Genomic DNA, 22,680 nt, shown 5'->3' with positions numbered 1-22,680 from the left:
TTTAACTGATCGGCATTATCGCTATTGCGGGGCTTTTTTCTATCTAACAGTTAGCGCATTTGGTGAGGTGGTCAACAATAACAAGAGTTAGTATTTTAAATTGTAACCATGTGTTTATAGGTTATCGAAATCCAACAAAATTAGCATCAATCTATGTAAACCCAATCTAGATGTATGGATGCTTAGAAAATGAAGAAAATGATAGCTAGTTTACTATCTCTGTCTGTGGTGGCATGTGGCGGTAGCGATGGTGACAATAGTAACGGGAATGGTGAGAACGATTCACTAAAGTACCTAACACCACCGAAAGTTGGATATCAAACATTCGACCGAGTTCAAGGCAACACAAGAACCGCTTATTCAAGCGGTGATATTAACCAGTACGAACACATAAACCCAGATACAGGTGTTGGCATCCCTGTAAACCCATCTTGTAAAGTAGATGAGGATGGTATCAATGAATGCGATATCGTAGAGCCTGATATTCTTCGAGTCTTTGATATCAATAAAAAATATTCATTAGTTCAGATTGATAATGCGACTATCGACTATGAAGATGTCAAGTACGTTGGTCGATACGCATTTATCCAAGACAAGTTAACGGGTGAGCTTTATCCAATGCTTAGGGATGGAGAGTTGCAAACCCTATGGCTGGCTCATGAGTTTGCTAGTGTTAACAGCTCTAATCAAGTTGCTTACGATAATGCTATCTATTACCGTGGTGTAGAATTAGAAGGTGATGAGGCAGGCTATAGAACCTACATAGGCCGATACAGCCTAGATGCCGATTCTGGAGTGTTTGTATTCGATAGAGTGCATGATGTATCTCAAGGGGAGCAAATTTATGCCTTTGCTGTAGACGAAAACAATAATATTGTTGTGCATGAGGGGCAAACTCCGGAAGTGACGAGCAACTATTTAACTTATATATGGGCTAATGGTCAAAGCGAGGATGTGATTTTAGATTCTGACTATCCCATCATATTGAACAACAGTATTGTTTCTCACAATCGATATGCTGCTGACGACCATTATTTTAAGTTTGAATTTCAAGAAGACGCGGTTGAAATAATAGACCTTGTTCTAAATCCAGATAATGACATTAACCTAGTGTCTTTCTATGGAGGTATTTCGCGAGGTAATTATTACGTGGATTACAATTGTAAAGCATTCGATACAAAGCAAGATGAATTTCGGTTGGTTAGAGACGATGGTTGGTGGGAGAATGGCTATTACAATAACCTAAAGTCGGTAGCTACGCAGGATTATCTAATCTGCTTGAATATTTGGTTAGATGGCAAACCAACAGAAGGTGTGTTCATTGACGCGAAAGACGGGTCATCACAACACTTCTCCATGGATTTTTATCATGGCCACTGGGACGATGGCCTCGGCATAGCGGGTGTTGTCGCTACTCAACACAATGAATTTAAAATTGTTCAAGAGTACAGGCCACAAGGTGCTCAAAAAAGTGAGTTTAAAGAGTTTTATTATAATGTAGATACCAACGAAGAGTATGTTATCGAGCTTAACGGTGAACGCATGTCTTTGAAGGTTTTCTCTTACTTAGAAAAAGAAGCTGGTTAATTTTCAATCAAAAATCAACAATGTCGTTTGGTGATGCTAAAAAGAGTTGTCTAAGTATCTTAGAACACCTATAGAGATCACCTCTAAACAATATGTAACAACTCGATAAGGAGCTCATTTGAGCTCCTTTTTTTATCTTACGAAAGCGACTCTATGTGTGATCTCAGTTGATACGAAGTTGACGAAGCCTGATGCAAAACTTGTCGCAATTGAGGTTTGGCTTGCCAATCAGCCTACTAGTACGTATGTACAATGTGGCCGTAATATATTGGCCTTTATCTCTGTAGCTCGCCATTCTCAATGTTTCTCATGCGGTTAAAAATTTATCTTTGATAGCGAATGGTATATATTTGGTTGATCTATATGAATTTGCGTTGGTTTGTGATCATCAAAAGAACATTTACTCTTCTTATCGCTACGTTGTCTGTGTCTGCAAACGCATTTGCTGACTCTTTACCTGAGCGTATCGATAATTTCACCAAACTCTTTGATCATGAAACGGCAATCGAATCTTACGATATTCGAGTGCTACAGGCTGATTATCCAACAGGTTTGATCATGCCGTCTTCTATGCTGCCACAAACAGCAGAGTACCCGTTAAAAGACATTCAGCGCTTGTACCAGTTATCAAAAACCTGTAGTGGTAAACTGCCGTTAAGCCCTTTGATTACTGAGCCTTTAGTTTTTACTCGTGCAATGTGTAAAGGCACCAAGCTTTCTGACCGTTGGTTTAGCCGTAGTGGTTTGATTCACCCTGGCGGCGGTTCTTATGCGGCACGATACGTTGAGAAGTACCCAGAAAAATTCGACTCTCTGAAGCGCTTTATGCATATTCAAGAGCGACCAAACACCGAACACGATGAACTACTGTCTCGCTTGCAACAAATGGATAGCGAAGCAATCACCGCGCTGTTAGCGGGTGCCAGTATGTTTGTTGAGCTTGATGAGATGTGGGTAAAACGCGGCGACAGATATTACCTGTATAAAAAATCAGTCTGGAACGAAAATGCCACGCTTGCTGGGTTATCGTTTAGCTTGTCTTCAGAAGGTAAAAGCTGTTTTGTCCAGCGTGGTAATGTGTGTTGGGAAATAGAAGATCATTCAGAGCTTCTGCAAGTCGCCATGTTTATCTTGGTTATTGCCAACATCATGCTTGTCTTAGGTTGGGCGATTTACCGCTGGAACAGCAAGAAACAAGAGATGAAGAGTCGCATGCTGGTTCTTCAAATCCTAACGCACGAATTAAGAACGCCGATTGCGAGTTTGTCATTGACGGTGGAAGGGTTCAGGCGTGAGTTCGAACACTTACCAGAATCGGTATATGATGAGTTCCGTAGGCTGTGTGAAGATACACGCCGTTTAAGACAGTTGGCGGAAGCAAGTAAAGATTACCTGCAATCAGATAATCAACCGCTCGCAACAGAGTGGGTGCCAAGTGTTGAAGAGTGGCTCCAATACAAAGTTGAAGAAGACTTTGCGCCGGGGATTGAACTCCGTGTAAACAAAGATATAGCTGCAAAAGTGAACGTATATTGGTTGGGAACGTGCATCGATAACCTAATCAGAAATGCCGTGAAATACGGTGTGGCTCCAGTAATTCTAGAACTGAATACTTCTGACAAGAAGCTGACATTCAAAGTTATAGATAATGGAGACTTGTCTCGCAAAGATTGGGGGCAACTAAGAAAGCCATTCGTAAGTAAGAGTGGACTCGGTTTAGGTCTGACGATAGTGGAATCTATGGTTGGAAAAATGGGCGGTCACATGACGCTTATCGGCCCCCCAACAACATTTATTTTGGAGATACCTTGTGAAACAGACATTGCTTCTCGTTGAAGATGATAAAAATTTAGCTGACGGTTTATTAGTTAGCCTTGAGCAAGCTGGATATGAATGTTTGCATGCAGAACTGATCTCTGAAGTTGAAGGCTACTGGGAACAAGCGGATCTAGTGATTCTAGACCGTCAACTTCCTGATGGCGACTCAGTAGATTCACTTCCAGGTTGGAAGAAAAAGAAAGATATCCCAGTTATTTTGCTGACGGCTCTCGTGACAGTAAAAGACAAAGTAGCGGGCCTAGATTCAGGTGCAAACGACTACTTAACAAAGCCATTCGCAGAGGCTGAGCTATTTGCTCGAATTCGTGCTCAACTTCGCCTGCCAGATTCTGAAGAACAAGATGCATCAAAAGTTATCGCTCAGAATCTTGTTATCGATAAAGCGACACGTGAAGTGTTTTTCAATGAACAGGAAGTAACGTTAACGCGCACTGAATTTGACCTTCTACTGTTCTTGGCAAGTAACCTTGGACGTGTGTTTACACGTGATGAACTGCTTGACCATGTATGGGGTTACAACCATTTCCCAACAACACGTACGGTAGACACGCACGTTCTGCAACTAAGACAGAAACTGCCGGGTCTAGAAATTGAAACGCTGCGTGGCGTTGGTTACAAGATGAAAGCGTAATGAGAATAGCCTTACTTCCACTATTAATGTTTTCTTGCGTAGCGAATACCGCGCAAGCAACGGATTGGTTTAAGAGCAGCGATGCTCTGACTCAAGTTCATAAACATCTGCTAGATAATGATTTACCTCAGATGTTTGACTCATTAGTGGAAGTTTGGCAAATCAACTCGTCTCAATCACGAGAAGATCACCTCAATGAACTGTTCGATCAAGCATTGAACAAAGATTGTGGTAAAACTCTCACCAGAAAAACACTCCCAGATTGGATTAGTTCAGTCGTCGTTAAAAGACACATCATTCAAAGCCCTGGCCGAGATACCTTTCGTGTATCGATTAATGTTGAATCCGAAAACAACATTCAAGACATTACCTTCGAGAAGTGGGTCGATAAGATCGTTTCTTCGGACAGTGAGTTAACCAAAGACAGTGAAGTGGTTAACAACGAATCGGTGAGTCTATACCGCAAGCGTTACAATTTAGCCTCTCAACTTGAATCGGGTTTGTATCGTTTAAGTGTGAAAGGCGATGGTGGAAATTCTTGGAGTACTTGGATTATCCTTGGTGAAGTTGCAATGCGTCAGCAAGTTCGCTGGTCTTCAAAAGACACCTGGCGAATCGATAAAAAAGAACTTCTGAACCCTTATTGTCCTCTTCCTAAACTCGAAATTGGTTTGTACGATTATGTCGATGAACACTATGAGCAGGTGTGGGGCAAGAGCTATGAATCTGATTATCCAATGAACCTTACTGGTGAAGAACTTCCTAATGATCGCTATGTTTTAGCGGTTTCAATGGTGCATTCACGCTGGCAAGGCGACATAGCGATAGAACAAGCACAAACTATCAGTAAAACTTATGATATTTCTAGCGAAGAAGAGTTAAAGTAATTTAAAATTGTGCCGTTAACTATGTAAGGGATCTAACAAAGATAAACGGCATGAAAAAAACTACAAAACTACTCGCAGCGTCAATTGCATTCGCCAGTCTTCCTCTTTCAGCAGCAAACTACGCCATTGAAGCGCGTGGTGATGCGATGGGTGGTGTTGGTGTTGTTTCAGCAAACTTCCTAACTGCTCCATTCTATAACCCAGCACTTGTTGCGATTTATCGTCGTAATGATGACATGGGAATGATCACGCCAAGTTTTGGCGGTAATTATAATGACCCTAATAACTTAGTTGATGATATCGATAATTTAGTTGACAGCATTGAGTCAGGTACTGTGACTGCTTCTGATCTAGATGCTTTTAATGGTGATAGCCTGAATGTTGATTTAGGTGGTGTTGTAGCATTCGCTCTACCAAATCAGTATATTGCAGCAAACGTATTTGCAAAAGCATACACTGAATCATTTGTAACCCCTGATACATCTAGTGACGCTGCTAATAGTGACTTGGTTAATGCTGAGTTAACTGCTGTTAAAGCTGTTTCTATTGGCATTATGGAAGCTGGTATATCATTAGCAAAATATCAAACGTTCATGGGACAACATTTGTCGTTTGGTATTTCTCCAAAACTCCAAAGAATCTATACGTATAACTACATTGCCTCGGCACAAAACTACGATCTAAGTGATGTTCGAGAAAACGACACCGCGGAAACTACATTTAATATTGATGCAGGTGCGCTTTGGTTTTACGGCCCATTTAGAGTGGGTTTTTCTGCAACGAATATTATAGACCGTGAGATTGAAACTAAATCCGTTAGCCAACAGCTAACAAGCAGCACAGGGGCTACAAGAACAGTAACATCGAGTCATTCTTATAACCTGGGGCCTGTCTACACTGTTGGTGCGGGGATCGTTTCTGATTACTTTACGTTGAGTGTTGATTATGATTTGAATGAAGCAGAGAAGTTTACTTCGTTCGAAGACAACGAACAGATGATTCGTGTTGGTACTGAAGTCGACCTGTTACGTCAGCTTAAGCTAAGGGGAGGGTATTACAAGAACCTGGCTTACTCTGATTCAGAAGGAACAGTGACAGCTGGTGTTGGTATCTCGCCATTGAACTTGTTTCAGCTAGATCTAAGTGCTAACTACACGAATGAAAATGCAATGGGTGCATCCATCAATTTCCTTGCTAGTTACTAACAGTCCTTATATAGTTCTGCTCCTAAATAAAGGAGCAGAGCATGCTAAACGACTTACCAACCCTTTCTCACGAAGAACAACAGAAAGCTGTTGAACGAATTCAAGAAATGATGACCCAAGGCATCAGCACAGCACAAGCTATCAAAATCGTTGCTGAGCAAATCCGTGAAGAAATGAGTAATAAAGAAGAGTAGGGCATCAGCCCTTCTTTTTTAATACGATAGTGCACTATAACTAAATATATTACCCTCTAGTATATTATCTCGTACATACCAACTCTTTAGCTACCCTAAATTCCCGACCTATCCAAAACCATTAAATTCCTTTTATTCAGTAAGTTATGTCGGAGTGATCCACTTTTCAGGCATTTCTTGGCTTTGGGTTGTAATTAAATTACAGCAAGTTCTGAAAGTGGAACAATCGCCATTTTAGGTGTCAGTATTTGTGTCACCGCACCTAAGTGGCTAAATATATGGTGTTTTTACGGCTAGTGACGTTGTGACTTGTATTTTGAACGGATGAGAATCCATGAATGTTCAGAAGCCCCTACAGATACCATCTTGGTATCAACTACCGAAAGTAGCGCAATCAAATGTGCTGCCGTTTAAAGCTTACGTAGCTTAAGGAAAAGATATGTTGAAAGTAGAAATCTTCCCAGAACACGAACAACCAATCACAAGAACATTACCAGGCAAAGATGGTAAACAAGCCAGAACGATAAGAGAACAAATAGGATATGCATATCTGGGTGGTAAGTTCCCAGTCGAAATGAAGCTCTCATTACAAGACGACCAATCAGCATATAAATCAGGAAACTACGAACTTGATAGCTCAAGCTTTACCGTGAATAACTTCGGTGGACTGGAATTAAAACGCTTCGGCATTAAGCTCGTGAGGTCGATGAAATAATGGAAGATCAAGTCATGAAATCTGATGAACTCCAAGAAGTCATTAACTGGTTACACAACGATGTAGATAAAGCTGTTGATGATGCCAATGATGTAGTTGCCAAGCGTCAGTACAAAAAAGTCTTCGACAGCTTAGAACTATTAAAAGAAATGCTGCTCATGAGTGAGTCCAACAAAAACCATGTACAGATGCTTGGCTATCGAGATGATACAAACAAAGTTCAATGTATGGTGTCGAATGTTGTTGGCTTAAACTTCCAAGAAGTGAATGAACTTGCTGATGAGATATTCTTGGTTGGTGACTGGTTCATGTCAGTTACAAACGTTGATGGAGATGAAAACCACAACGTAAAAATCTATGGACCATATGAGACAGACAAGCAAGCAATGGAGCATGCACGTAAAACCTTGTCAGTAACAACGTTCAGAATCTCTGTATGAGCCCAGAAAGCCCCTCAAAAGCAAACTGGTCCAAGTGCGTATTATGTACGTTATGTTAAATGTTGTTTGGTATTTATAAGGCAGGTATCTTTGTGCGATGCCCTGCCTTTGTATTGTGCCGATATTCTCTAATTTATACTGTGTATTTAACCATACTGGCTATTTACCATAAAATACCTAATAACCAGTGATAATAATCTTCGATTTTAACCCTGGTATTAGTTAGAGATTAACCGCCAGCAAATTTAACTTTGTAGCCTTTCTTTTCAAGGTGCGCTTTGATCTTGTCGCGCGCGTCACCTTGAATTTCGATGTTGCCATCTTTTACTGAGCCACCGCAGCCGCAAACTTTCTTGAGTTCTGCTGCCATTAGTTTTAATGGTGCGTCATCTAGGTCTAAGCCAGTTACGACAGAAACGCCTTTGCCTTTACGGCCTTTGGTTTCTTTTTGGATTCGAACGATACCATCGCCTTTAGGACGTTGGACTTTCTCTTCTTCAGGCTTAATGCGACCTGTTTCTGTTGAATATACTAGGCTCATAATTTACTTCTTTTGTTGCTCTGCTTTTTGTTTTGCGAGTAAGTAAGCTTCTATATGGCGTTGGATTGCAACCTTGCCGCCTTTGATTAAGCGACCGTTAAACATGCAATACCACGCATTAGGCTCACCGGTGTCATTCTTGATTTGGTACCCGTTGAAGTTTTCAGTCGAGCCACCAGTTCCTCTCGACTTATTTAATGACATGAATTCTTTTGGATCAATAATAGATGCGGTATCAATCCACCAATCAATACTCTTTTTCACGGCAGCTAGGTTGCCCTGAATAACGTTGTTTTTTAACTTAGCACGCCAAACTGTGTTGTTAGCATCTATCGATTGAAGATGGACGCTTCGGTAAATTGAATTAGCCATATCTATTAATCATCTTTCTGTTTTCACTGCATTAATCATAAGTATACTAATAATGATATCAAGCATAATATGGTAAAAACACCTGTCGAGGTATGGTAATTTGAGAAAAAAAGTCCCTATTTTAACTGACTCTGTGATAATTAATTCATTTGTTGAAAAATTAAACAGCAACGCGACAATAGAAATTATAGATGAGTTGACAGGATTTCAATACTCTCGCAATTCACTGTTGGGCATTTACAGTGATTGGAATCGCTATCATGCGTTCTGTACCAAACATCGTATTAACACACTTCCCGCATCTATAACCGCTGTTCGTCGTTTTCTTGAAACGGAGTCTAACGATAGAAAATACGCATCGCTAAAACGTTACACTGCAACGCTTAGCATGTTACATACTGTGTTGAGCTTTGCTAACCCGATCAAGCACAGGCAAGTTCGCTTTACCCTACTCCACTTACAATCTCAAATGGCCGGTGACGCTAAACAAACCAATGCTATGACATCTGTGCATCTCACTGATTTGAATACGTTACTCTCCCATGAGAAAGCAAACCTGAAAGAGATCAGAGACATTGCTATTTATAACGTGATGTTCGAGTGTGCTTTAAAGCGCTCAGAGCTTAAGTTGTTATCGATGAGTGATGTTGAGTACGTTGAAGATCATTACCAAGTAACAGTCAAAGATTCAGCTTATCAGTTGTCACAAATAGCCAGTGTTGCACTTCAACGTTGGCTTTCGTTTACTGGTATACAAGATGACTTGCCAGTATTTCGTGCGATAGACAAGCATGAGAATATTGGTTTGCAGCCTTTAGATGATTCGTCCATCTATAGGATATTGAGAAGAGCTAGCGACTTACTTCAACTGCCAGAAAATCACCATTTCTCTGGAAATTCGATTCGTGTTGGTGCTGCACAAGAGTTGTCGAAACAAGGTCTTAAGGTTAGAGAGATTCAGGACTTTGGTCGCTGGCTTAGCCCTGCCATGCCAGCCCAATATGTGGGTTTCACGGGAACGGCTGAGAGTGAGAAGATGAAGTTTAAGGCGCTAATACCTTGGCAATAAACGGTTCGTAATTACTTGGATATAAGTTGTGGCTAAATGATAGATTCGTAAAAAACGGCTAGCTTTAAAAACAAAAAGTGCCTTGGCGAAAGCTTAAGGCACTTTTGGGTTCAGCTCTAAGTGAACGAAAACGAGTTAGAAACCTAAGAAAGGCTTGTTCTCACGCAGTTTTCTAAGAACTGGCTGAATTTGTGGCCGTCATGCTCAACCATTTTAGGGAACATGGAGATTGGCGTCATACCTGGGAAGGTGTTGACTTCGTTCAGGTAGATCTCGTTGTCTTGCGTTAAAAAGAAGTCGATACGAGACAAGTGACGAAGCTTCATCTGGGTGAAGACTTTTCGTGCGCTGTCTGCAATCAATTCACGCTGTTCGTCAGTTAAATTACTTGCTTCAACTTCAGTGATCGAGTGGCTGTCTGCACTGTACTTCTCTTCGTAAGAGTAAAATGCGCCATTCGGTGCAATCACCTCACCCGGCTTGCTGATGTGTAGCTCGCCATCGATTTCATAAGCAGCAATTTCTAGCTCTCTAGGCACCACTGATTTCTCAATCAATACTTGGTCCGAGAAAGTGAACGCCTTGTTGATAGCCTCGCTTAAATCTTCTACTTGGTTAACTTGGTAACAACCTACAGAAGAACCTTGACGAGCCGCTTTCACAAACACTTTACCCCACTTTTCAAATGCTTGAGTTGCTTGTGAGTGAGCTTGATCATTGTTGTCTGATAAGAACAGGTACGGCGTGTTTGGAATACCAAGTGCGTCGTACCAAAGCTTTGACGTGATTTTGTTAAAGCTGTTGTTGCTTGCTTCTGGACCACAACCTAGGTATGGAATTTTAGCCATTTCAAACAGTGATTGAATGTCACCTGTTTCACCTGGGAAACCGTGTATGCAAGGCACAATGAAATCGACTTTAGATGCTAAATTGTCACCGCGTAAGGTTTGGTCGTTAATATCAAGATAAACCAATTCACCTGAATCAAGACACCAGCCTTCGTTCTTAATTTCAACTCTTACAACGTTAAAATCTGCAACGCTATTAAGTTGTTCAAAAAGGTAATTGGCTGAAACTAAAGATACTTCATGCTCTGAAGATCCACCGCCGCAAAGTAGAAGGATGTTTGTGGTGTTCATGGGTAAATTCGGTCCTTGAAACTAGGAGTACTGACTTCAATGATAAACAAAAGTCGAGATAGGTACAGTGTTTTGATTGTTAAAATTGCGTTCGAAAGATCGAGCGATTAACTATTAAACAAAACAGCGAGTCTTAAAACAAAAGAAGGAGCATTTGCCCCTTCTTTATGAATCAAAACTTAGTTCAACTTGTTAAGCGTTGGGTATTCAGAGTTCTTGATGTCATCAATGCTCTTAACGAACGGCTTCAAGTTTTGGAAAGTGTTCGGCAGTGTTGAGATTGCCTTTTTAGCTTCTAAGCGTGTTGCGTAGTCACCATAAAGTACCGTGAACCACTTAGTGCCGTTAACCATTTTGTAGTTTTCCCAAACTGGTTGAGAAGTCGTAGGTAGCATTTTCACGAAAGAATCGACTTTACTTTGGCTGCCAACAGCAACAACTTGAACTGTGTAACCAAAACGTTGGTTCATGTCTTGTTGTTTCTTGGTTGGGCCTGTCACTACTGCAACTGGCTTAGCTTTAGTCGTTTGAGCGACTTTCTGTTCAACAGGTTCGGTTCTGATAACGTTGACAACATTTTCTTCAACAACGCTTGTTTGCTCAGATTGAGATACAACTGGAGCTTCAACTTTTGCCGTTTTGTACTCTTCTTGATAACTATCTGAAGTGACATTGGTAACGTAGTCGTCAGATACACACGCAGCCAAGAGCAGTGGCAAAGTCACAATTGCAAATTTTTTCATGGAAAGCTCTATATCCTTAATAATAATTACTATAAATCATGCCGATACGTCGGTTTAGAATCAAGTTAACTTTGGGATTATACACCATTAGTGGGTGACCTATTTCACAAACTTTATGCAGTGTTTGCTTATTCATCTGAATTCGGTGAATTTGCCATCAACCTGTGAGTGCAAAGTAAGTTACGATGAACTTACGTGCATTGCTAGGATATGTCTATGAATCATCTTGATCCCCTACTTAAACCCCGTTCAATCGCTGTTGTTGGTGCTTCTCAACGAGAAACACGCGCAGGATATATTGTTATGAACAATTTGTTGCATGGGGATTTTAAAGGTGCGGTGATGCCGGTTACGCCGAAATATGATTCAGTGGCCGGTGTGCTTTCTTACAAGAACATTTTGTCGTTACCGATTGTTCCTGACCTCGCAATATTGTGTACCAATGCGACCCGTAATGTCGCTATTTTTGAAGAACTGGCTGAGAAAGGTATAGCCTCTGTCATTGTGCTTTCTTCAGACATGCAGCAAGAAAGCGATAATGGTGAGACGTATGATGAACGATGCCTAGCGATTGCCAAAAAGCACAACATTCGAGTGTTGGGTTCCAATAGTTTGGGGGTGATTGTCCCTTGGTTAAATTTGAACGCCTCATTCTCTCCAGTGACAGCATTACCCGGTAAGATCGCCTTTGTTTCTCAGTCGGCAGCTGTGTGTACCACTATTCTCGATTGGGCTAATGACAAAGAGATCGGTTTTTCGGCGTTTATCTCTATAGGCAATGGTAGCGATATCGAATTCTCGGAGTTATTGGATTATCTCAGTACCGACTCTCACACCGAAGCGATATTGCTTTATGTAGACAGCATTACTGATGCGAGGCGCTTTATTTCTGCAGCGCGTGCGGCTTCGCGTAACCGACGAATTTTGGTGTTGAAAGGCGGTCGAACGGCGAAAGGCAGAGCCGCAGCAATGGCTCACACTGGCGGTGCCGACACATTAGATATTATTTATGATTCTGCAATCCGACGCAGCGGCATGCTACGAGTTAAGAACTTACATGAACTGTTTGCTGCGGTAGAAACACTGACTCATTCAGTACCATTGCGAGGCGAGCGCTTGGCTATTGTTACTAATGGTGGCGGCCCTGCGATTATGGCTGTGGACACCCTATTTGACCGCGGTGGTAAGCTCGCAGAGTTTTCAGAAGAGACACTTGATAAGTTGAACAAGGTTTTGCCATCGAGTTGGTCTCATAGCAATCCTATCGATATTGTCGGCGACGCTGGTGATCAACGTTATATCGACACTATAAACATCTTACTCGATGGCGATGAAGCAGACGCGATTCTTATCATGCACAGCCCTTCAGCGGTCGCACATTCCGCTAAAACGGCAGAACGAATTATTGAAGCGATTAAGAAGCACCCTCGCCACAAGCGCTTTAACATCCTGACGAATTGGTCTGGCGAGCTAACAGCAAGGCCCGCACGAAAGCTGTTTACCGAAGCGGGTTTCCCAACTTATCGGACCCCTGAAAGCTCTGTGGTCGCATTCATGCACTTAGTCGAGTACAGACGTAACCAACGTCAGTTAATGGAAACGCCGACCACTGCAGAAAAAGTACACATTGAAGATCTAGCAGATGCGAAAGGTTGGATAGAAAGAAAACTACTGGATAAAGATACAGTTAGCCTTGATACTCACCAAAACAGTCAGTTTTTCAAGAGCTTCAACCTCGATGTGTTACCAACTTGGATCGCTTCTGACCCAAGTGAAGCGGTACACATCGCTGAAACGATCGGTTATCCCGTCGCAGTAAAATTACGTTCGCCGGATATTGCACATAAGTCAGACGTACAAGGCGTGATGCTCAATTTGCGAAACAGCAGTGAAGTTGCCAATGCGGCTCAGGCAATTCTCGATCGTTCTCAATTATCCTTCCCTAGAGCAAACATCCACGGCTTGTTAATTCAAGGTATGGCTAAGCTCGCGGGCGGCCAAGAGTTGCGTATTAAGGTTACAACAGACGAAACCTTCGGCCCAATCATATTACTTGGACAAGGTGGTTCGGAGTGGGATGAGTCGATTGATGCCGCAGCTGCTTTTCCACCGCTCAACATGACACTGGCGCGTTACTTGATTATTCGAGCGATAAAAAGCGGCAAGATTCGTCTACAAAAACTCCCTAACCCCATCGATATAGAAGGTTTGTCTGAGTTATTGGTACGTATATCGCAAATGGTAGTGGATTGCCCTGAAATACATGATTTGGATATCCATCCAGTACTGGCCAATGGTGACAAGTTCACGATATTAGATGCCGATATCATCTTGAAAGCGTACGAAGGAGACCCGCAAGAAAGGTTGGCCATTCGCCCTTACCCAGTCGAGCTTGAAGAACGTATCCAGCTAAAAGATGGAACCGAAGTGTTGTTACGCCCTATTCTTCCCGAAGATGAACCGCTTCATGCTGACTTCATTAACCGTGTGTCTAAGGAAGATCTCTATAAGCGTTTCTTTAGTGATGTCGGTGAATTCAATCATGAGGCGTTGGCGAATTTCACTCAGATTGATTTCGATAGAGAAATCGCCTTTGTGGTCGTTCGCGAGGAACAAGGCGTTCCAGCGATCATCGGCGTGTCCCGTGCGCTGATTAACCCTGAGAACACGGACGCCGAATTCGCAATATTGATTCGTTCTGACCTTAAAGGTGTTGGTCTAGGTCGCATTCTTATGACCAAGGTTATCGACTATTGTCGAGCAAAGCAAACTAAGCAGATGTCGGGTATGACGATGCCAACCAATAGAGGGATGCTGACACTAGCTCAAAAGCTCGGTTTTAAGCTAGATATCAGTTTTGAAGATGGTACTGCAGATATGGTGTTACCGTTACTTTAACGCCCACGTCTTTTTAAGATGTTGGATGCACCAAGACTTGGCGTCGCCCATTTTGTTGCGTCGCCAAGCCATAACGATATCAATAGGCTGCGGCTCGGTACCGGAGATCTGCTGTAGAATGCCAGATTCAATCAAAGGTTTAGCGACACTATTCGGCAAAGTGCCAATCCCTAGTCCTGATGTCAAAGCCTCTACTTTTGCAGGAAAACTTGTCACAGTTAATCGTGGCTGTTTTTCTAGAATATTGATGCTTAATGCTGGCTGATCGCGAGCGGTGTCTGCAATGGCAATAACCCTGTAACTTTCTCTCGCCTTTTGGTCGAATTCACCAGAACGTTTGTGAACATAGTGGCTTGATGCCGCTACCCAAACCATTTCCATTTTACCGATAACGTCACTTTTCATGTCGTTTGGGATAGTGTCAACCTTTGGGCACACCAGTAAATCTGCTCGGCCGTCTGAAAGGGATTCCCAACACCCTGCTAAGATCTCTTCTTGCAAACGAACGCGTGTTTTACTGATTTTTCCTAGTTCATCTACCAGCGGAAAAAAGTTAGCAATCGGGATAATACCATCAAAGGCGATGGTCAAATCGAGCTCCCAACCATTGGCTAGAATGCTTGCCTCATTAACAAGGCGTTCTGTTGCTCCAAGAATTACCCTACCTTGCTCAAGTATCAACTGGCCCGCTTCTGTGAAGTTTGCACGATGTCCAGAACGGTCAAAAATCATGATGTCCAGATCTTGTTCAAGCTTCTGGATTTGATAACTGAGTGATGAAGGTGCTCTGTCCATTTCATTGGCTGCAGCGGCGAAACTTCCACGTCGGTCGATGGCATCTAATATGTGTAATGCTTCAAGTGTTATTGGACTATGCATCAGTTTCCTACTTTATAAATGAGAGGTTAATCACAAAAATGGAAGCATTCACCAGATAAATGGAACCATTAAAGGTCTTTTAATACAATGAGTTATACGGTTTAAGCGTATTTTTAATGACAAAAGTACAAATAAATTGAAATGCAAATAATAGTAATTATCATTTAGATCCAATATTATCTTTCCCAAATCAAGATAATACTATGGAATTAAGGTAACTATCAGATGTATAAGCAATCCCTACTCTCTGCTTCAATCGTTTTAGCGCTTTCATCAACATCAGCCTTTGCTGAAGATTATGCCCTATTTGACGAGGTTGTTGTATCTTCGACTCGTACTAATCAAACACTTATCAATACAGCAGCTTCTGTGACGGTCATCTCTGACGAGCAAATCGAAGAGAACATGGCAAAAGATGTTAATGAAATCTTCGAATACACTCCGGGTGTAACGATGAACTCAAGCTCTCGTCAAGGTGCACAAACTATCAATATTCGTGGCATGGAAGGTAAGCGCGTTAAGATCTTAGTAGATGGCTCATCGCAACCAGGTTCATTTGATGGTGGCCCTTACGCATTTATTAACTCTAGCGGTATTTCAATCGATCCCGATATGCTGAAAAGTGTCGAAATTATCAAAGGTGCGGCTTCAAGTTTACACGGAAGCGACGCTATTGGTGGTGTTGTCGCCTTTGAAACTAAAGACCCTTCTGATTTCTTAAAAGATGGAGAAGACTTTGGCGGTCAAGCGAAACTGTCTTACTCTTCAGAAGATAACTCTTTCAGTGAGCACGTTGCATTAGCTAATCGATTCGATGACCTAGAAACATTGGTAGCCTACACTCGTCGAGATGGTGAAGAGTTGCAAAACTTCCCTAACCCTAACGACTTAGAGAACTACGCTGTAGAAGGTCAAGATACTTCAGCAGATAATCTTTTGGTTAAGTTGCAATATCAGTTAAACGAAAGTCATCGTATCGAGTTTTTAGCTGAGCTAATCAAAGATACTTCAGACTCTGACATCTACCACTCAAGCTACGATAGCTATACAGGTGCTGATGACACAACGCAAAATCGATTCGCTATTAAGCACATTTGGTTCGCTGATGGCACAATTGCCGATACTGTAACGAGTAAAGTATCGTACATTTCTAAAGAAGAGAATGGTGTAACTAAGCGCTTTAAACCTGCAGGCCCAGGTATGCCACCTTGGGTACCAGCTAACAACGACAACTTACAAACAAAAGACTACGAGTACACTGAAGATAAGCTTGAAATCGAGACTCAGCTAGATAAAGAAATTAACAACCATTACCTAGTGTATGGTGCAACTTATACACATAGTGACATCAGCAACACCAATATGGAGTATAACTCTGATCCTGCTACTGATAACCAACTTTATGTATATACTCCAGATGCTAAGGAGCAAAAATTTGGCTTGTTTATTCAAGACGAAATTAGCTTAGTGAATGACAAACTTATTGTTACCCCTGGTGTACGCTTTGACTATTTCTCAACTGATCCTGGTAACAACACCACTGAGACGTTGAGTGATTTCTCAGATTCTGCGGTAACTGGTCGTTTAGGTTCAACATACAAACTTACAGATACAGGCACTATTTTTGGCCAAATTAGCCAAGGCTTTAGAGCCCCTTCTTTTGATGAACTTTACTATACATATGATAACCCTGGACATGGGTACGTAAATGATCCAAATCCAGATCTTAAATCAGAAACCAGTATTTCATACGAGCTAGGCTATCGTCACAACACTCAAGCTTCATCATCTGAAATCGCGGCCTACTACAGTGACTACGATGACTTTATCGAGACAGTGGTTACGAAAAAGGTTGGTGGAACAACGCACTATTCTAACGTTAACTTGGATTCGGCAACGATAAAGGGGATTGAATTCTCGAACACGTTACTTTGGGATGTCTTGGTTGGTGCGCCTAAGGGTATTTCAACTCACTTCGTAGCTTCATACACAGAGGGTGAGGACGGAAACGGAAATGCACTAAATAGTGTTAACCCTTGGAATGCGGTGTTAGGTCTTAACTATGATGCGCCAAACCAAAATTGGGGTACTAGCGTTAAGTTAAACTACACAGCTGACAAATCTGGTTCAGACATCAACTTCGATGACGAAAGTGGCGGTAACGCAGGCCAGGCTGAGCTTCCAAGCGCAACAGTTGTTGATTTAACAGCTTACTACAAACCAATGAAGGATCTGACGATTCGTGGTGGTGTGTTCAACTTAACTAACGAAGAGTACTACCGTTGGAATGATATTCGCGGTGATGATGAACTTTACAAAGAGAACACTCAAGCGGAAAGAAACTACGGTATTTCAGCTAAATACGAATTCTAACTCGTTAGAAAACTTAACGACAGAATCTGATACAGCAGAAACTAAAAAGCCAGCTTAATTGCTGGCTTTTAATTTATTTCACTAAAAAATTGTATAAAAAAGGTAATAAGTGAAATTACTTCTCTGCCATCTCTTTTTTAACCATTACTGCAGCAGCAACGATGAAAGTGATGATTAGGCCTAGTTCCATGATTAACTCCAAAGAAAATTAACATTAAACATATAATTCGCGAGCATAATAACACAGCGGATACAGAATGATACTTTTTAACCACTAATTTACTTTTTATTCGATTAAGATCAAAAAAGATGCCCGAAAGCATCTTTTTGTAAGTTAACTATTCATGAAACAACTAGATCAACCAGGGAAACCATCAGGATTGGTTGACTGCCAACGCCATGTATCTTCAGTCATTTCAGTCAGTGTACGTGTAGCATTCCAGCCGAGTTCTTTCTGAGCTTTGGCTGGGTCTGCCCAACATTCTGCGATGTCACCCGGGCGACGCTCGACAAGCTTATAAGGGATATCTTTACCGCTCGCTTTCTCAAACGCTTTAACCATGTCTAACACACTTGAACCGTTACCCGTACCAAGGTTGTAGATATGAAGACCGTCTTTGCACCCTACTTTCTCAAGCGCTGCGATGTGGCCATCAGACAGATCCATTACGTGGATGTAATCGCGAACGCCAGTCCCGTCTTTTGTTGGATAATCGCTACCAAATACAGATAGGAATTCACGGCGGCCCACTGCTACTTGAGAGACAAATGGCATTAGGTTATTTGGGATACCTTGCGGGTCTTCACCTAGCTCACCACTTGGATGTGAACCTACAGGGTTAAAGTAACGCAGCAGTGTAATGCTCCAATCAGGATTGGCTTTTTGGAAATCGGTTAAACACTCTTCAACCATTAGTTTACTACGACCATATGGGTTGGTAGCGCTTGTTGGGAAGTCTTCAGTAATTGGCACACTTGCAGGATCACCGTATACCGTTGCTGAAGAGCTAAATACCAAGGTTTTTACACCCGCATCACGCATTGCATCAACAAGAACTAAAGTGCCGTTTACGTTGTTGTCGTAGTATTCAAGAGGCTTTTCCACAGACTCTCCGACGGCTTTCAGACCAGCAAAATGGATAACCGCTTCGATGTTGTGTTGCTTCATAGTTTCAGTCAAAAGCGCTTTATCACGAACGTCACCTTCAATGAAGTTGGGACGAACGCCCGAGACTTTTTCGATGCGCTCTAGAACGCTTGGTTTACTGTTGTACAAGCTATCAAAAAGTACAGGTGTCATACCTGCGTTGATCATCTGGATACTTGTATGGCTACCAATGTAACCCATGCCACCTGTAACTAAAACATTCATGCTTAGCAGACCTTTTAATTAAAAATATTCAACCTATCACTTATGATACAACAACTTAGGGTGAGCTCACAAACACCGGTGCCTATTTACCCTCACGAGCGAACACAAACTGACCTTTTCCTTTGCGTTTCGCTTGGTACATAGCCTCATCAGCAACCTTTAGAATCACGTCAATATCACGCTCTGAGCCATCAACTAAATTGATACCTAAGCTCGCCCCAACATGAAGTGAACGCTGTTTATAATTCACTTCTTGCCCGATCAGATCCAACAATCGCTCGGCTAACTTCGCTAATAAGACTTTGTTTGTCTGTTTAATAATAAGAACAAATTCATCACCCGACAAACGTGCAACCAAATCCCCCGCTCTTACCTGAGATAATAACCGGTTTGACACTTCTTTAAGGATTTCGTCACCCGCATCGTGACCATAGTTGTCATTCACTTCTTTGAAGCCATCCAAATCCAAGTAAATAACCGCAAAATGCTGATTTGAATAGTGGCTCGACGTGACAACATCATCCATAACCTTATACAGCTGCGCTCTATTCGCTAACCCGGTTAATGCATCGTGATGAGCCAAGTGTTCGAGTCTTTCCATCTCTTTAACGTTGGATAAATCAGACAGCGTTAATACCATATCAAACTCGTCTTTCTCGTTGTCTGAGGCAATTCGATTCACTTTGACAAACATTGGAACTAACGTGCCGGACGCGCTTTTCTCCCACACTTCGCCTTGCCATTGACCATAGTTGTCTAACGAACTGCGAATTGTCGGCATCAATGATGAAAATTGCTGCCACGAAAATACTTCAAATGGTGTTTTGCCCACCAGCAGATCAGAGTGATAACCGAGAAGTTGTGTGATCGCCGGGTTAACCATGGTTATCACATTGGATGAGTTGAGCACGATCAAGCCGTCTTTACTGTTTTCGAAAACACCCGCAGCAATACGTTGGCGACTCATGGCCGTTTCTATGTCGGTGACATCTTGGATTGCATAAAGAATACGACCATCTTTTGTTAAAGAACGACTGCTCACACGAAGCCAGCGTTTTGATTGAAAGAGATCGGTGGTTTCCAGCAATTCGTCATTAAGTTCAATATTGGCATCAATAACATCTTGTAAGTAACCCGTTTGCTTGGTCGCGATCAACTCTTGGATCAACAAATTCTCAAGAAAGGCTTCCGAGCATTTAAAAATATCCCGAGTAGCTGCGTTCGCATGAAGAATGAGCCCTTTTTCATCCACCACCAACAAAGAGTGCTGAACGGTTTCAATGACCTCATTTGCGAATGATTTTTCTTCTTGTAACTTGTCTAACGTAAAATTGATTTGGTTATCGCGATGTTGAAGCCTTTCTAACATGGTATTGAAAGCTCGAACCAGATCGCCGATTTCATCGCGGTTCGTTACGACTAATTTAGGCTGCTTCGAACGACGCTCAACAAAGGCTTGCATCGCCTCATTGAGGTCAAACATCGGTTCGATAATCAAGCGTTGCACCAATTTGACCACTACTCCGCCTAACATCACCAGAAACAACAGGTAGACGACCGCAACCTTGAAAATACTCGTTAAGATCGAATTAAACGTCTCTTTCGATATTGTTACTCTCAAGTTCGCGATCACTGCGCCATCCAGTGTCACTGGAACGAGCAAGAAGATGAAATGCTCAGAGATGGCAAATTGATGATCGGCGATATCGTCTAATTCTTCTGCGTTTGGCCTTGGAACCAGAGTGTTGCTCACCTGATAGCTGGCAAAAAGCTGTTCGTTGATGTCATAGAGCTTCACTCTAACAATATCTTTATCTGCGACGAAAGCTGACAATATTTCCTGAGCCGATGACTTGTCTTCAAATAAAATCGCGGCTTGCAAGTTATAAGCAACACCTTGTGCTAGCACTTTAACACGCTGAATAAGACTCTCTTTCTCTCTCTCAAACGTGACAGTGTAATTTACCGATTGGATCGTTACAAAAGTGACTGCGATGAAGATGATAATGGGTAATATCAGCTTGTTTTTAATCGATATGTTATTAATGAAAGACAACATTATTGGCCCTCCACTATAGCGATTCGTAACAGGTTCGAGCCAATGACGTAGTCACCGCGCCTTGCGTTCTCTAGATTGATCTTAGGTTTGAGCTTATTATCGATGTGCGTGAGTTCAATGATTCCACCTAAGTCCGTAAAGTTAGGGATATCACTGATTGTCACAGTATGTGGCGAGTGCTCTTGACTAAGAAATTGGTCATTTTTACGGTCAGACAAATACGTAATATCACACTTAGAAGTAATCGACTGTTGAACTCGGATAGCGAGCGAACGAATAGATTTCCCCTCGGTAATTGACGTTAGCACTTGGCTTACCTTTTCATCGCCAATCACACAAAAGTTCACAGCGTTCATTGAGCTTTCATCATTCCAACGTATAAAATTCGCAATTCTAAAAAGGTACACCGCTTTCACTTCATAAGGTTTGAAGCTAGCAGCTGAGGTGTTCAACGGCACAATAAGCATCGTTAAAGCCGCTAAGCCTAGTTTAGATAAGCCGAGCTTAATGCGGTGCTTAAGCCATTTAGAATTCATGAGAGATCCTCACATATACAGACTCTTGGTTGACACAAATCTCGGTAAGTTTTTGTGTCACTTTCGAAGCCGTTTCCATTTCGACATCTAACATAGACAACTCTTCAAGGCTCATCGACATGAGCTGGTCTAGAGAGTTTTCTTGAGCAGAGACAAAAACAGGTATCGTTAATGCTAGTCCTAAGCAAACCTGGCGGGATATCATGTGCTCACCTAATATACAGATAGATATTAATCCTTTAATCAATAGTTCAACTATATATGAAATGCCATACTGGTAAATCTACGGTGTCGAAAGTTTGAGTTAGGTCACTGTTTATTTATGGTATTTATAAGACCGTCATTACTTACCTCAACGTAAAGGATTAGCACCACGTGACAACGAAGATTTTGCTTAATTGCGACATGGGAGAAAGTTTCGGCAATTGGAAGATGGGCGATGACGAGTCGGTCATGGAATGGGTCGATATGGCAAACATCGCTTGTGGCTTCCACGCGTCTGATCCGCACGTTATGTCCAAGACGATAAAACTGGCGCAGCACTATCACACCCAAATTGGTGCTCATCCCGGTTATCAAGATCTCGTTGGTTTTGGTCGCCGTTCTATTCCACACACCATGGACGAAATCAGTGAGCTGGTTTGTTATCAAGTCGGTGCATTACAAGCCCTTTGCCGCTATCACCATACCACTGTTGGCTATGTGAAACCTCATGGCGCTCTTTATAACGATATGATGGCAAACATTGATGTGTTCAATGCGGTAGCCCAAGCCGTCGCTGAGTTTAACATCCCGTTGATGATTCTCTCTTCATCAGACAATCAACAGTATTTGGATATTGCTGACGACCATGACTTGCCTCTCTTGTTTGAAGCGTTTGCCGACCGTGCTTATTTAAATAACGGACAATTAGCGCCACGTACTCAAAAAGGCTCGGTTTACGTCAATCAAGACGATATCTATAACCAAGTTATGCAAATCATTAACTATGGCTCGGTTACGACTTTAGAGGGCGAAAGACTGCCTATTGAAGCTGATACTATCTGTGTTCATGGTGATAACCCTCAATCCATCGCATTAATTAGAAAAATCAGACAAGACCTCAACGCTTTTAATTAGTATGAAGCGTGTGATTGGTATGACGCATGGTCTAATCGCTCGTGAGATCTAATTGATTTGTATTGGCTTGGACACGGAAGTG

Annotated in this window: 21 protein-coding genes; 12 read left to right on the top strand and 9 right to left on the bottom strand. The window is 42.0% G+C overall.

The window, feature by feature from the left end; genetic code table 11:
• The first annotated feature begins 189 nt into the window (after window positions 1-189).
• From AB4384_RS04795 to AB4384_RS04760, 8 genes are all read left to right on the top strand, one after another.
• Window positions 190-1,587, top strand: a complete 1,398-nt coding sequence (locus AB4384_RS04795) for a hypothetical protein (protein ID WP_017060101.1) — start codon at window positions 190-192, stop codon at window positions 1,585-1,587.
• 363 nt (window positions 1,588-1,950) lie between these two features.
• Window positions 1,951-3,423, top strand: coding sequence for a sensor histidine kinase VxrA (vxrA, locus tag AB4384_RS04790; RefSeq protein WP_102320830.1), 1,473 nt, complete (start codon window positions 1,951-1,953; stop codon window positions 3,421-3,423).
• On the top strand, window positions 3,398-4,057 hold the full coding sequence (gene vxrB / locus AB4384_RS04785; protein ID WP_017060099.1) for a response regulator transcription factor VxrB: 660 nt from the start codon (window positions 3,398-3,400) through the stop codon (window positions 4,055-4,057). Before vxrA ends, vxrB begins: the two co-directional genes overlap by 26 nt.
• The gene (locus AB4384_RS04780; protein ID WP_102320802.1) at window positions 4,057-4,944 is read left to right on the top strand and encodes a DUF2861 family protein; all 888 of its coding nucleotides are present in this window, start codon (window positions 4,057-4,059) and stop codon (window positions 4,942-4,944) included. Before vxrB ends, AB4384_RS04780 begins: the two co-directional genes overlap by 1 nt.
• A 50-nt stretch (window positions 4,945-4,994) precedes the next feature.
• Window positions 4,995-6,149: a conjugal transfer protein TraF gene (locus tag AB4384_RS04775; RefSeq protein ID WP_372128983.1), complete on the top strand. Its 1,155-nt coding sequence runs from the start codon at window positions 4,995-4,997 to the stop codon at window positions 6,147-6,149.
• A gap of 41 nt (window positions 6,150-6,190) precedes the next feature.
• Entirely contained in the window at window positions 6,191-6,343 is a 153-nt protein-coding gene (locus AB4384_RS04770; RefSeq protein ID WP_004731009.1) for a YoaH family protein, read from the top strand.
• Between the two features lie 439 nt (window positions 6,344-6,782).
• On the top strand, window positions 6,783-7,058 hold the full coding sequence (locus AB4384_RS04765; protein ID WP_016767415.1) for a G5P family DNA-binding protein: 276 nt from the start codon (window positions 6,783-6,785) through the stop codon (window positions 7,056-7,058).
• Between the two features lie 14 nt (window positions 7,059-7,072).
• On the top strand, window positions 7,073-7,498 hold the full coding sequence (locus AB4384_RS04760) for a hypothetical protein (protein WP_240698184.1): 426 nt from the start codon (window positions 7,073-7,075) through the stop codon (window positions 7,496-7,498).
• 229 nt (window positions 7,499-7,727) lie between these two features.
• Here AB4384_RS04760 and yciH read toward each other — a convergent pair whose 3' ends face one another.
• Together yciH and AB4384_RS04750 are read right to left on the bottom strand one after the other, a co-directional pair.
• On the bottom strand, window positions 7,728-8,039 hold the full coding sequence (gene yciH / locus AB4384_RS04755; RefSeq protein ID WP_008221404.1) for a stress response translation initiation inhibitor YciH: 312 nt from the start codon (window positions 8,037-8,039) through the stop codon (window positions 7,728-7,730).
• A gap of 3 nt (window positions 8,040-8,042) precedes the next feature.
• Window positions 8,043-8,411, bottom strand: coding sequence for a DUF3319 domain-containing protein (locus AB4384_RS04750; protein ID WP_017060095.1), 369 nt, complete (start codon window positions 8,409-8,411; stop codon window positions 8,043-8,045).
• A 100-nt stretch (window positions 8,412-8,511) separates the two neighbouring features.
• Here AB4384_RS04750 and AB4384_RS04745 point away from each other — a divergent pair, with 100 nt between their 5' ends.
• A complete protein-coding gene (locus tag AB4384_RS04745) occupies window positions 8,512-9,480 on the top strand; it encodes a tyrosine-type recombinase/integrase (RefSeq protein ID WP_102320805.1) in 969 nt (322 codons plus the stop codon).
• A gap of 143 nt (window positions 9,481-9,623) precedes the next feature.
• Here the strand turns inward: AB4384_RS04745 and AB4384_RS04740 are convergent, their stop codons facing one another.
• Entirely contained in the window at window positions 9,624-10,619 is a 996-nt protein-coding gene (locus tag AB4384_RS04740; protein WP_372128982.1) for a D-alanine--D-alanine ligase, read from the bottom strand.
• Window positions 10,620-10,798: 179 nt separating this feature from the next.
• Entirely contained in the window at window positions 10,799-11,362 is a 564-nt protein-coding gene (locus AB4384_RS04735; protein WP_017060092.1) for an SPOR domain-containing protein, read from the bottom strand.
• Window positions 11,363-11,578: 216 nt separating this feature from the next.
• Between AB4384_RS04735 and AB4384_RS04730 the strand changes: the two genes are divergently transcribed.
• Window positions 11,579-14,260, top strand: coding sequence for a GNAT family N-acetyltransferase (locus AB4384_RS04730; protein WP_372128980.1), 2,682 nt, complete (start codon window positions 11,579-11,581; stop codon window positions 14,258-14,260).
• Here the strand turns inward: AB4384_RS04730 and AB4384_RS04725 are convergent.
• A complete protein-coding gene (locus tag AB4384_RS04725) occupies window positions 14,252-15,139 on the bottom strand; it encodes a LysR family transcriptional regulator (RefSeq protein ID WP_372128979.1) in 888 nt (295 codons plus the stop codon). The genes AB4384_RS04730 and AB4384_RS04725 overlap by 9 nt on opposite strands.
• Before the next feature lie 225 nt (window positions 15,140-15,364).
• Between AB4384_RS04725 and AB4384_RS04720 the strand changes: the two genes are divergently transcribed.
• Window positions 15,365-17,512, top strand: coding sequence for a TonB-dependent hemoglobin/transferrin/lactoferrin family receptor (locus AB4384_RS04720; RefSeq protein WP_372128978.1), 2,148 nt, complete (start codon window positions 15,365-15,367; stop codon window positions 17,510-17,512).
• 358 nt (window positions 17,513-17,870) lie between these two features.
• Here the strand turns inward: AB4384_RS04720 and galE are convergent, their stop codons facing one another.
• From galE to AB4384_RS04700, 4 genes are all read right to left on the bottom strand, one after another.
• Entirely contained in the window at window positions 17,871-18,884 is a 1,014-nt protein-coding gene (gene galE / locus AB4384_RS04715; RefSeq protein WP_017069914.1) for a UDP-glucose 4-epimerase GalE, read from the bottom strand.
• Window positions 18,885-18,966: 82 nt separating this feature from the next.
• The gene (locus AB4384_RS04710) at window positions 18,967-20,943 is read right to left on the bottom strand and encodes a diguanylate cyclase domain-containing protein (RefSeq protein WP_372128977.1); all 1,977 of its coding nucleotides are present in this window, start codon (window positions 20,941-20,943) and stop codon (window positions 18,967-18,969) included.
• Window positions 20,943-21,479: a YfiR family protein gene (locus AB4384_RS04705; RefSeq protein ID WP_017060086.1), complete on the bottom strand. Its 537-nt coding sequence runs from the start codon at window positions 21,477-21,479 to the stop codon at window positions 20,943-20,945. The genes AB4384_RS04710 and AB4384_RS04705 overlap by 1 nt, the downstream gene beginning before the upstream one ends.
• Window positions 21,469-21,684 (bottom strand): hypothetical protein, encoded by a 216-nt coding sequence (locus AB4384_RS04700; RefSeq protein ID WP_102394477.1) that lies wholly within the window; start codon window positions 21,682-21,684, stop codon window positions 21,469-21,471. The genes AB4384_RS04705 and AB4384_RS04700 overlap by 11 nt, the downstream gene beginning before the upstream one ends.
• Window positions 21,685-21,854: 170 nt before the next feature.
• On the opposite strand from AB4384_RS04700, the gene AB4384_RS04695 reads away from it, so the two are divergent.
• Window positions 21,855-22,598: a 5-oxoprolinase subunit PxpA gene (locus AB4384_RS04695; protein ID WP_017060084.1), complete on the top strand. Its 744-nt coding sequence runs from the start codon at window positions 21,855-21,857 to the stop codon at window positions 22,596-22,598.
• Window positions 22,599-22,680 lie beyond the last annotated feature (82 nt).

It is taken from the genome of Vibrio sp. 10N.261.51.A4, assembly GCF_041471945.1.
Lineage (GTDB): Bacteria > Pseudomonadota > Gammaproteobacteria > Enterobacterales > Vibrionaceae > Vibrio > Vibrio crassostreae_C.
The sequence above is the reverse complement of the archived record's forward strand: the minus strand, read 5'-3'. Positions and strand labels throughout refer to the sequence as shown.

Bases quoted from the DNA above. Each gene is read 5' to 3' on its own strand.
- AB4384_RS04795 (WP_017060101.1), top strand. From the start codon at position 190: ATGAAGAAAATGATAGCTAGTTTACTATCTCTGTCTGTGGTGGCATGT.
- vxrA (WP_102320830.1), top strand. From the start codon at position 1,951: ATGAATTTGCGTTGGTTTGTGATCATCAAAAGAACATTTACTCTTCTT.
- AB4384_RS04780 (WP_102320802.1), top strand. From the start codon at position 4,057: ATGAGAATAGCCTTACTTCCACTATTAATGTTTTCTTGCGTAGCGAAT.
- AB4384_RS04775 (WP_372128983.1), top strand. From the start codon at position 4,995: ATGAAAAAAACTACAAAACTACTCGCAGCGTCAATTGCATTCGCCAGT.
- AB4384_RS04770 (WP_004731009.1), top strand. From the start codon at position 6,191: ATGCTAAACGACTTACCAACCCTTTCTCACGAAGAACAACAGAAAGCT.
- AB4384_RS04765 (WP_016767415.1), top strand. From the start codon at position 6,783: ATGTTGAAAGTAGAAATCTTCCCAGAACACGAACAACCAATCACAAGA.
- AB4384_RS04760 (WP_240698184.1), top strand. From the start codon at position 7,073: ATGAAATCTGATGAACTCCAAGAAGTCATTAACTGGTTACACAACGAT.
- yciH (WP_008221404.1), bottom strand. From the start codon at position 8,039: ATGAGCCTAGTATATTCAACAGAAACAGGTCGCATTAAGCCTGAAGAA.
- AB4384_RS04750 (WP_017060095.1), bottom strand. From the start codon at position 8,411: ATGGCTAATTCAATTTACCGAAGCGTCCATCTTCAATCGATAGATGCT.
- AB4384_RS04740 (WP_372128982.1), bottom strand. From the start codon at position 10,619: ATGAACACCACAAACATCCTTCTACTTTGCGGCGGTGGATCTTCAGAG.
- AB4384_RS04735 (WP_017060092.1), bottom strand. From the start codon at position 11,362: ATGAAAAAATTTGCAATTGTGACTTTGCCACTGCTCTTGGCTGCGTGT.
- AB4384_RS04730 (WP_372128980.1), top strand. From the start codon at position 11,579: ATGAATCATCTTGATCCCCTACTTAAACCCCGTTCAATCGCTGTTGTT.
- AB4384_RS04725 (WP_372128979.1), bottom strand. From the start codon at position 15,139: ATGCATAGTCCAATAACACTTGAAGCATTACACATATTAGATGCCATC.
- AB4384_RS04720 (WP_372128978.1), top strand. From the start codon at position 15,365: ATGTATAAGCAATCCCTACTCTCTGCTTCAATCGTTTTAGCGCTTTCA.
- galE (WP_017069914.1), bottom strand. From the start codon at position 18,884: ATGAATGTTTTAGTTACAGGTGGCATGGGTTACATTGGTAGCCATACA.
- AB4384_RS04710 (WP_372128977.1), bottom strand. From the start codon at position 20,943: ATGTTGTCTTTCATTAATAACATATCGATTAAAAACAAGCTGATATTA.
- AB4384_RS04705 (WP_017060086.1), bottom strand. From the start codon at position 21,479: ATGAATTCTAAATGGCTTAAGCACCGCATTAAGCTCGGCTTATCTAAA.
- AB4384_RS04700 (WP_102394477.1), bottom strand. From the start codon at position 21,684: ATGATATCCCGCCAGGTTTGCTTAGGACTAGCATTAACGATACCTGTT.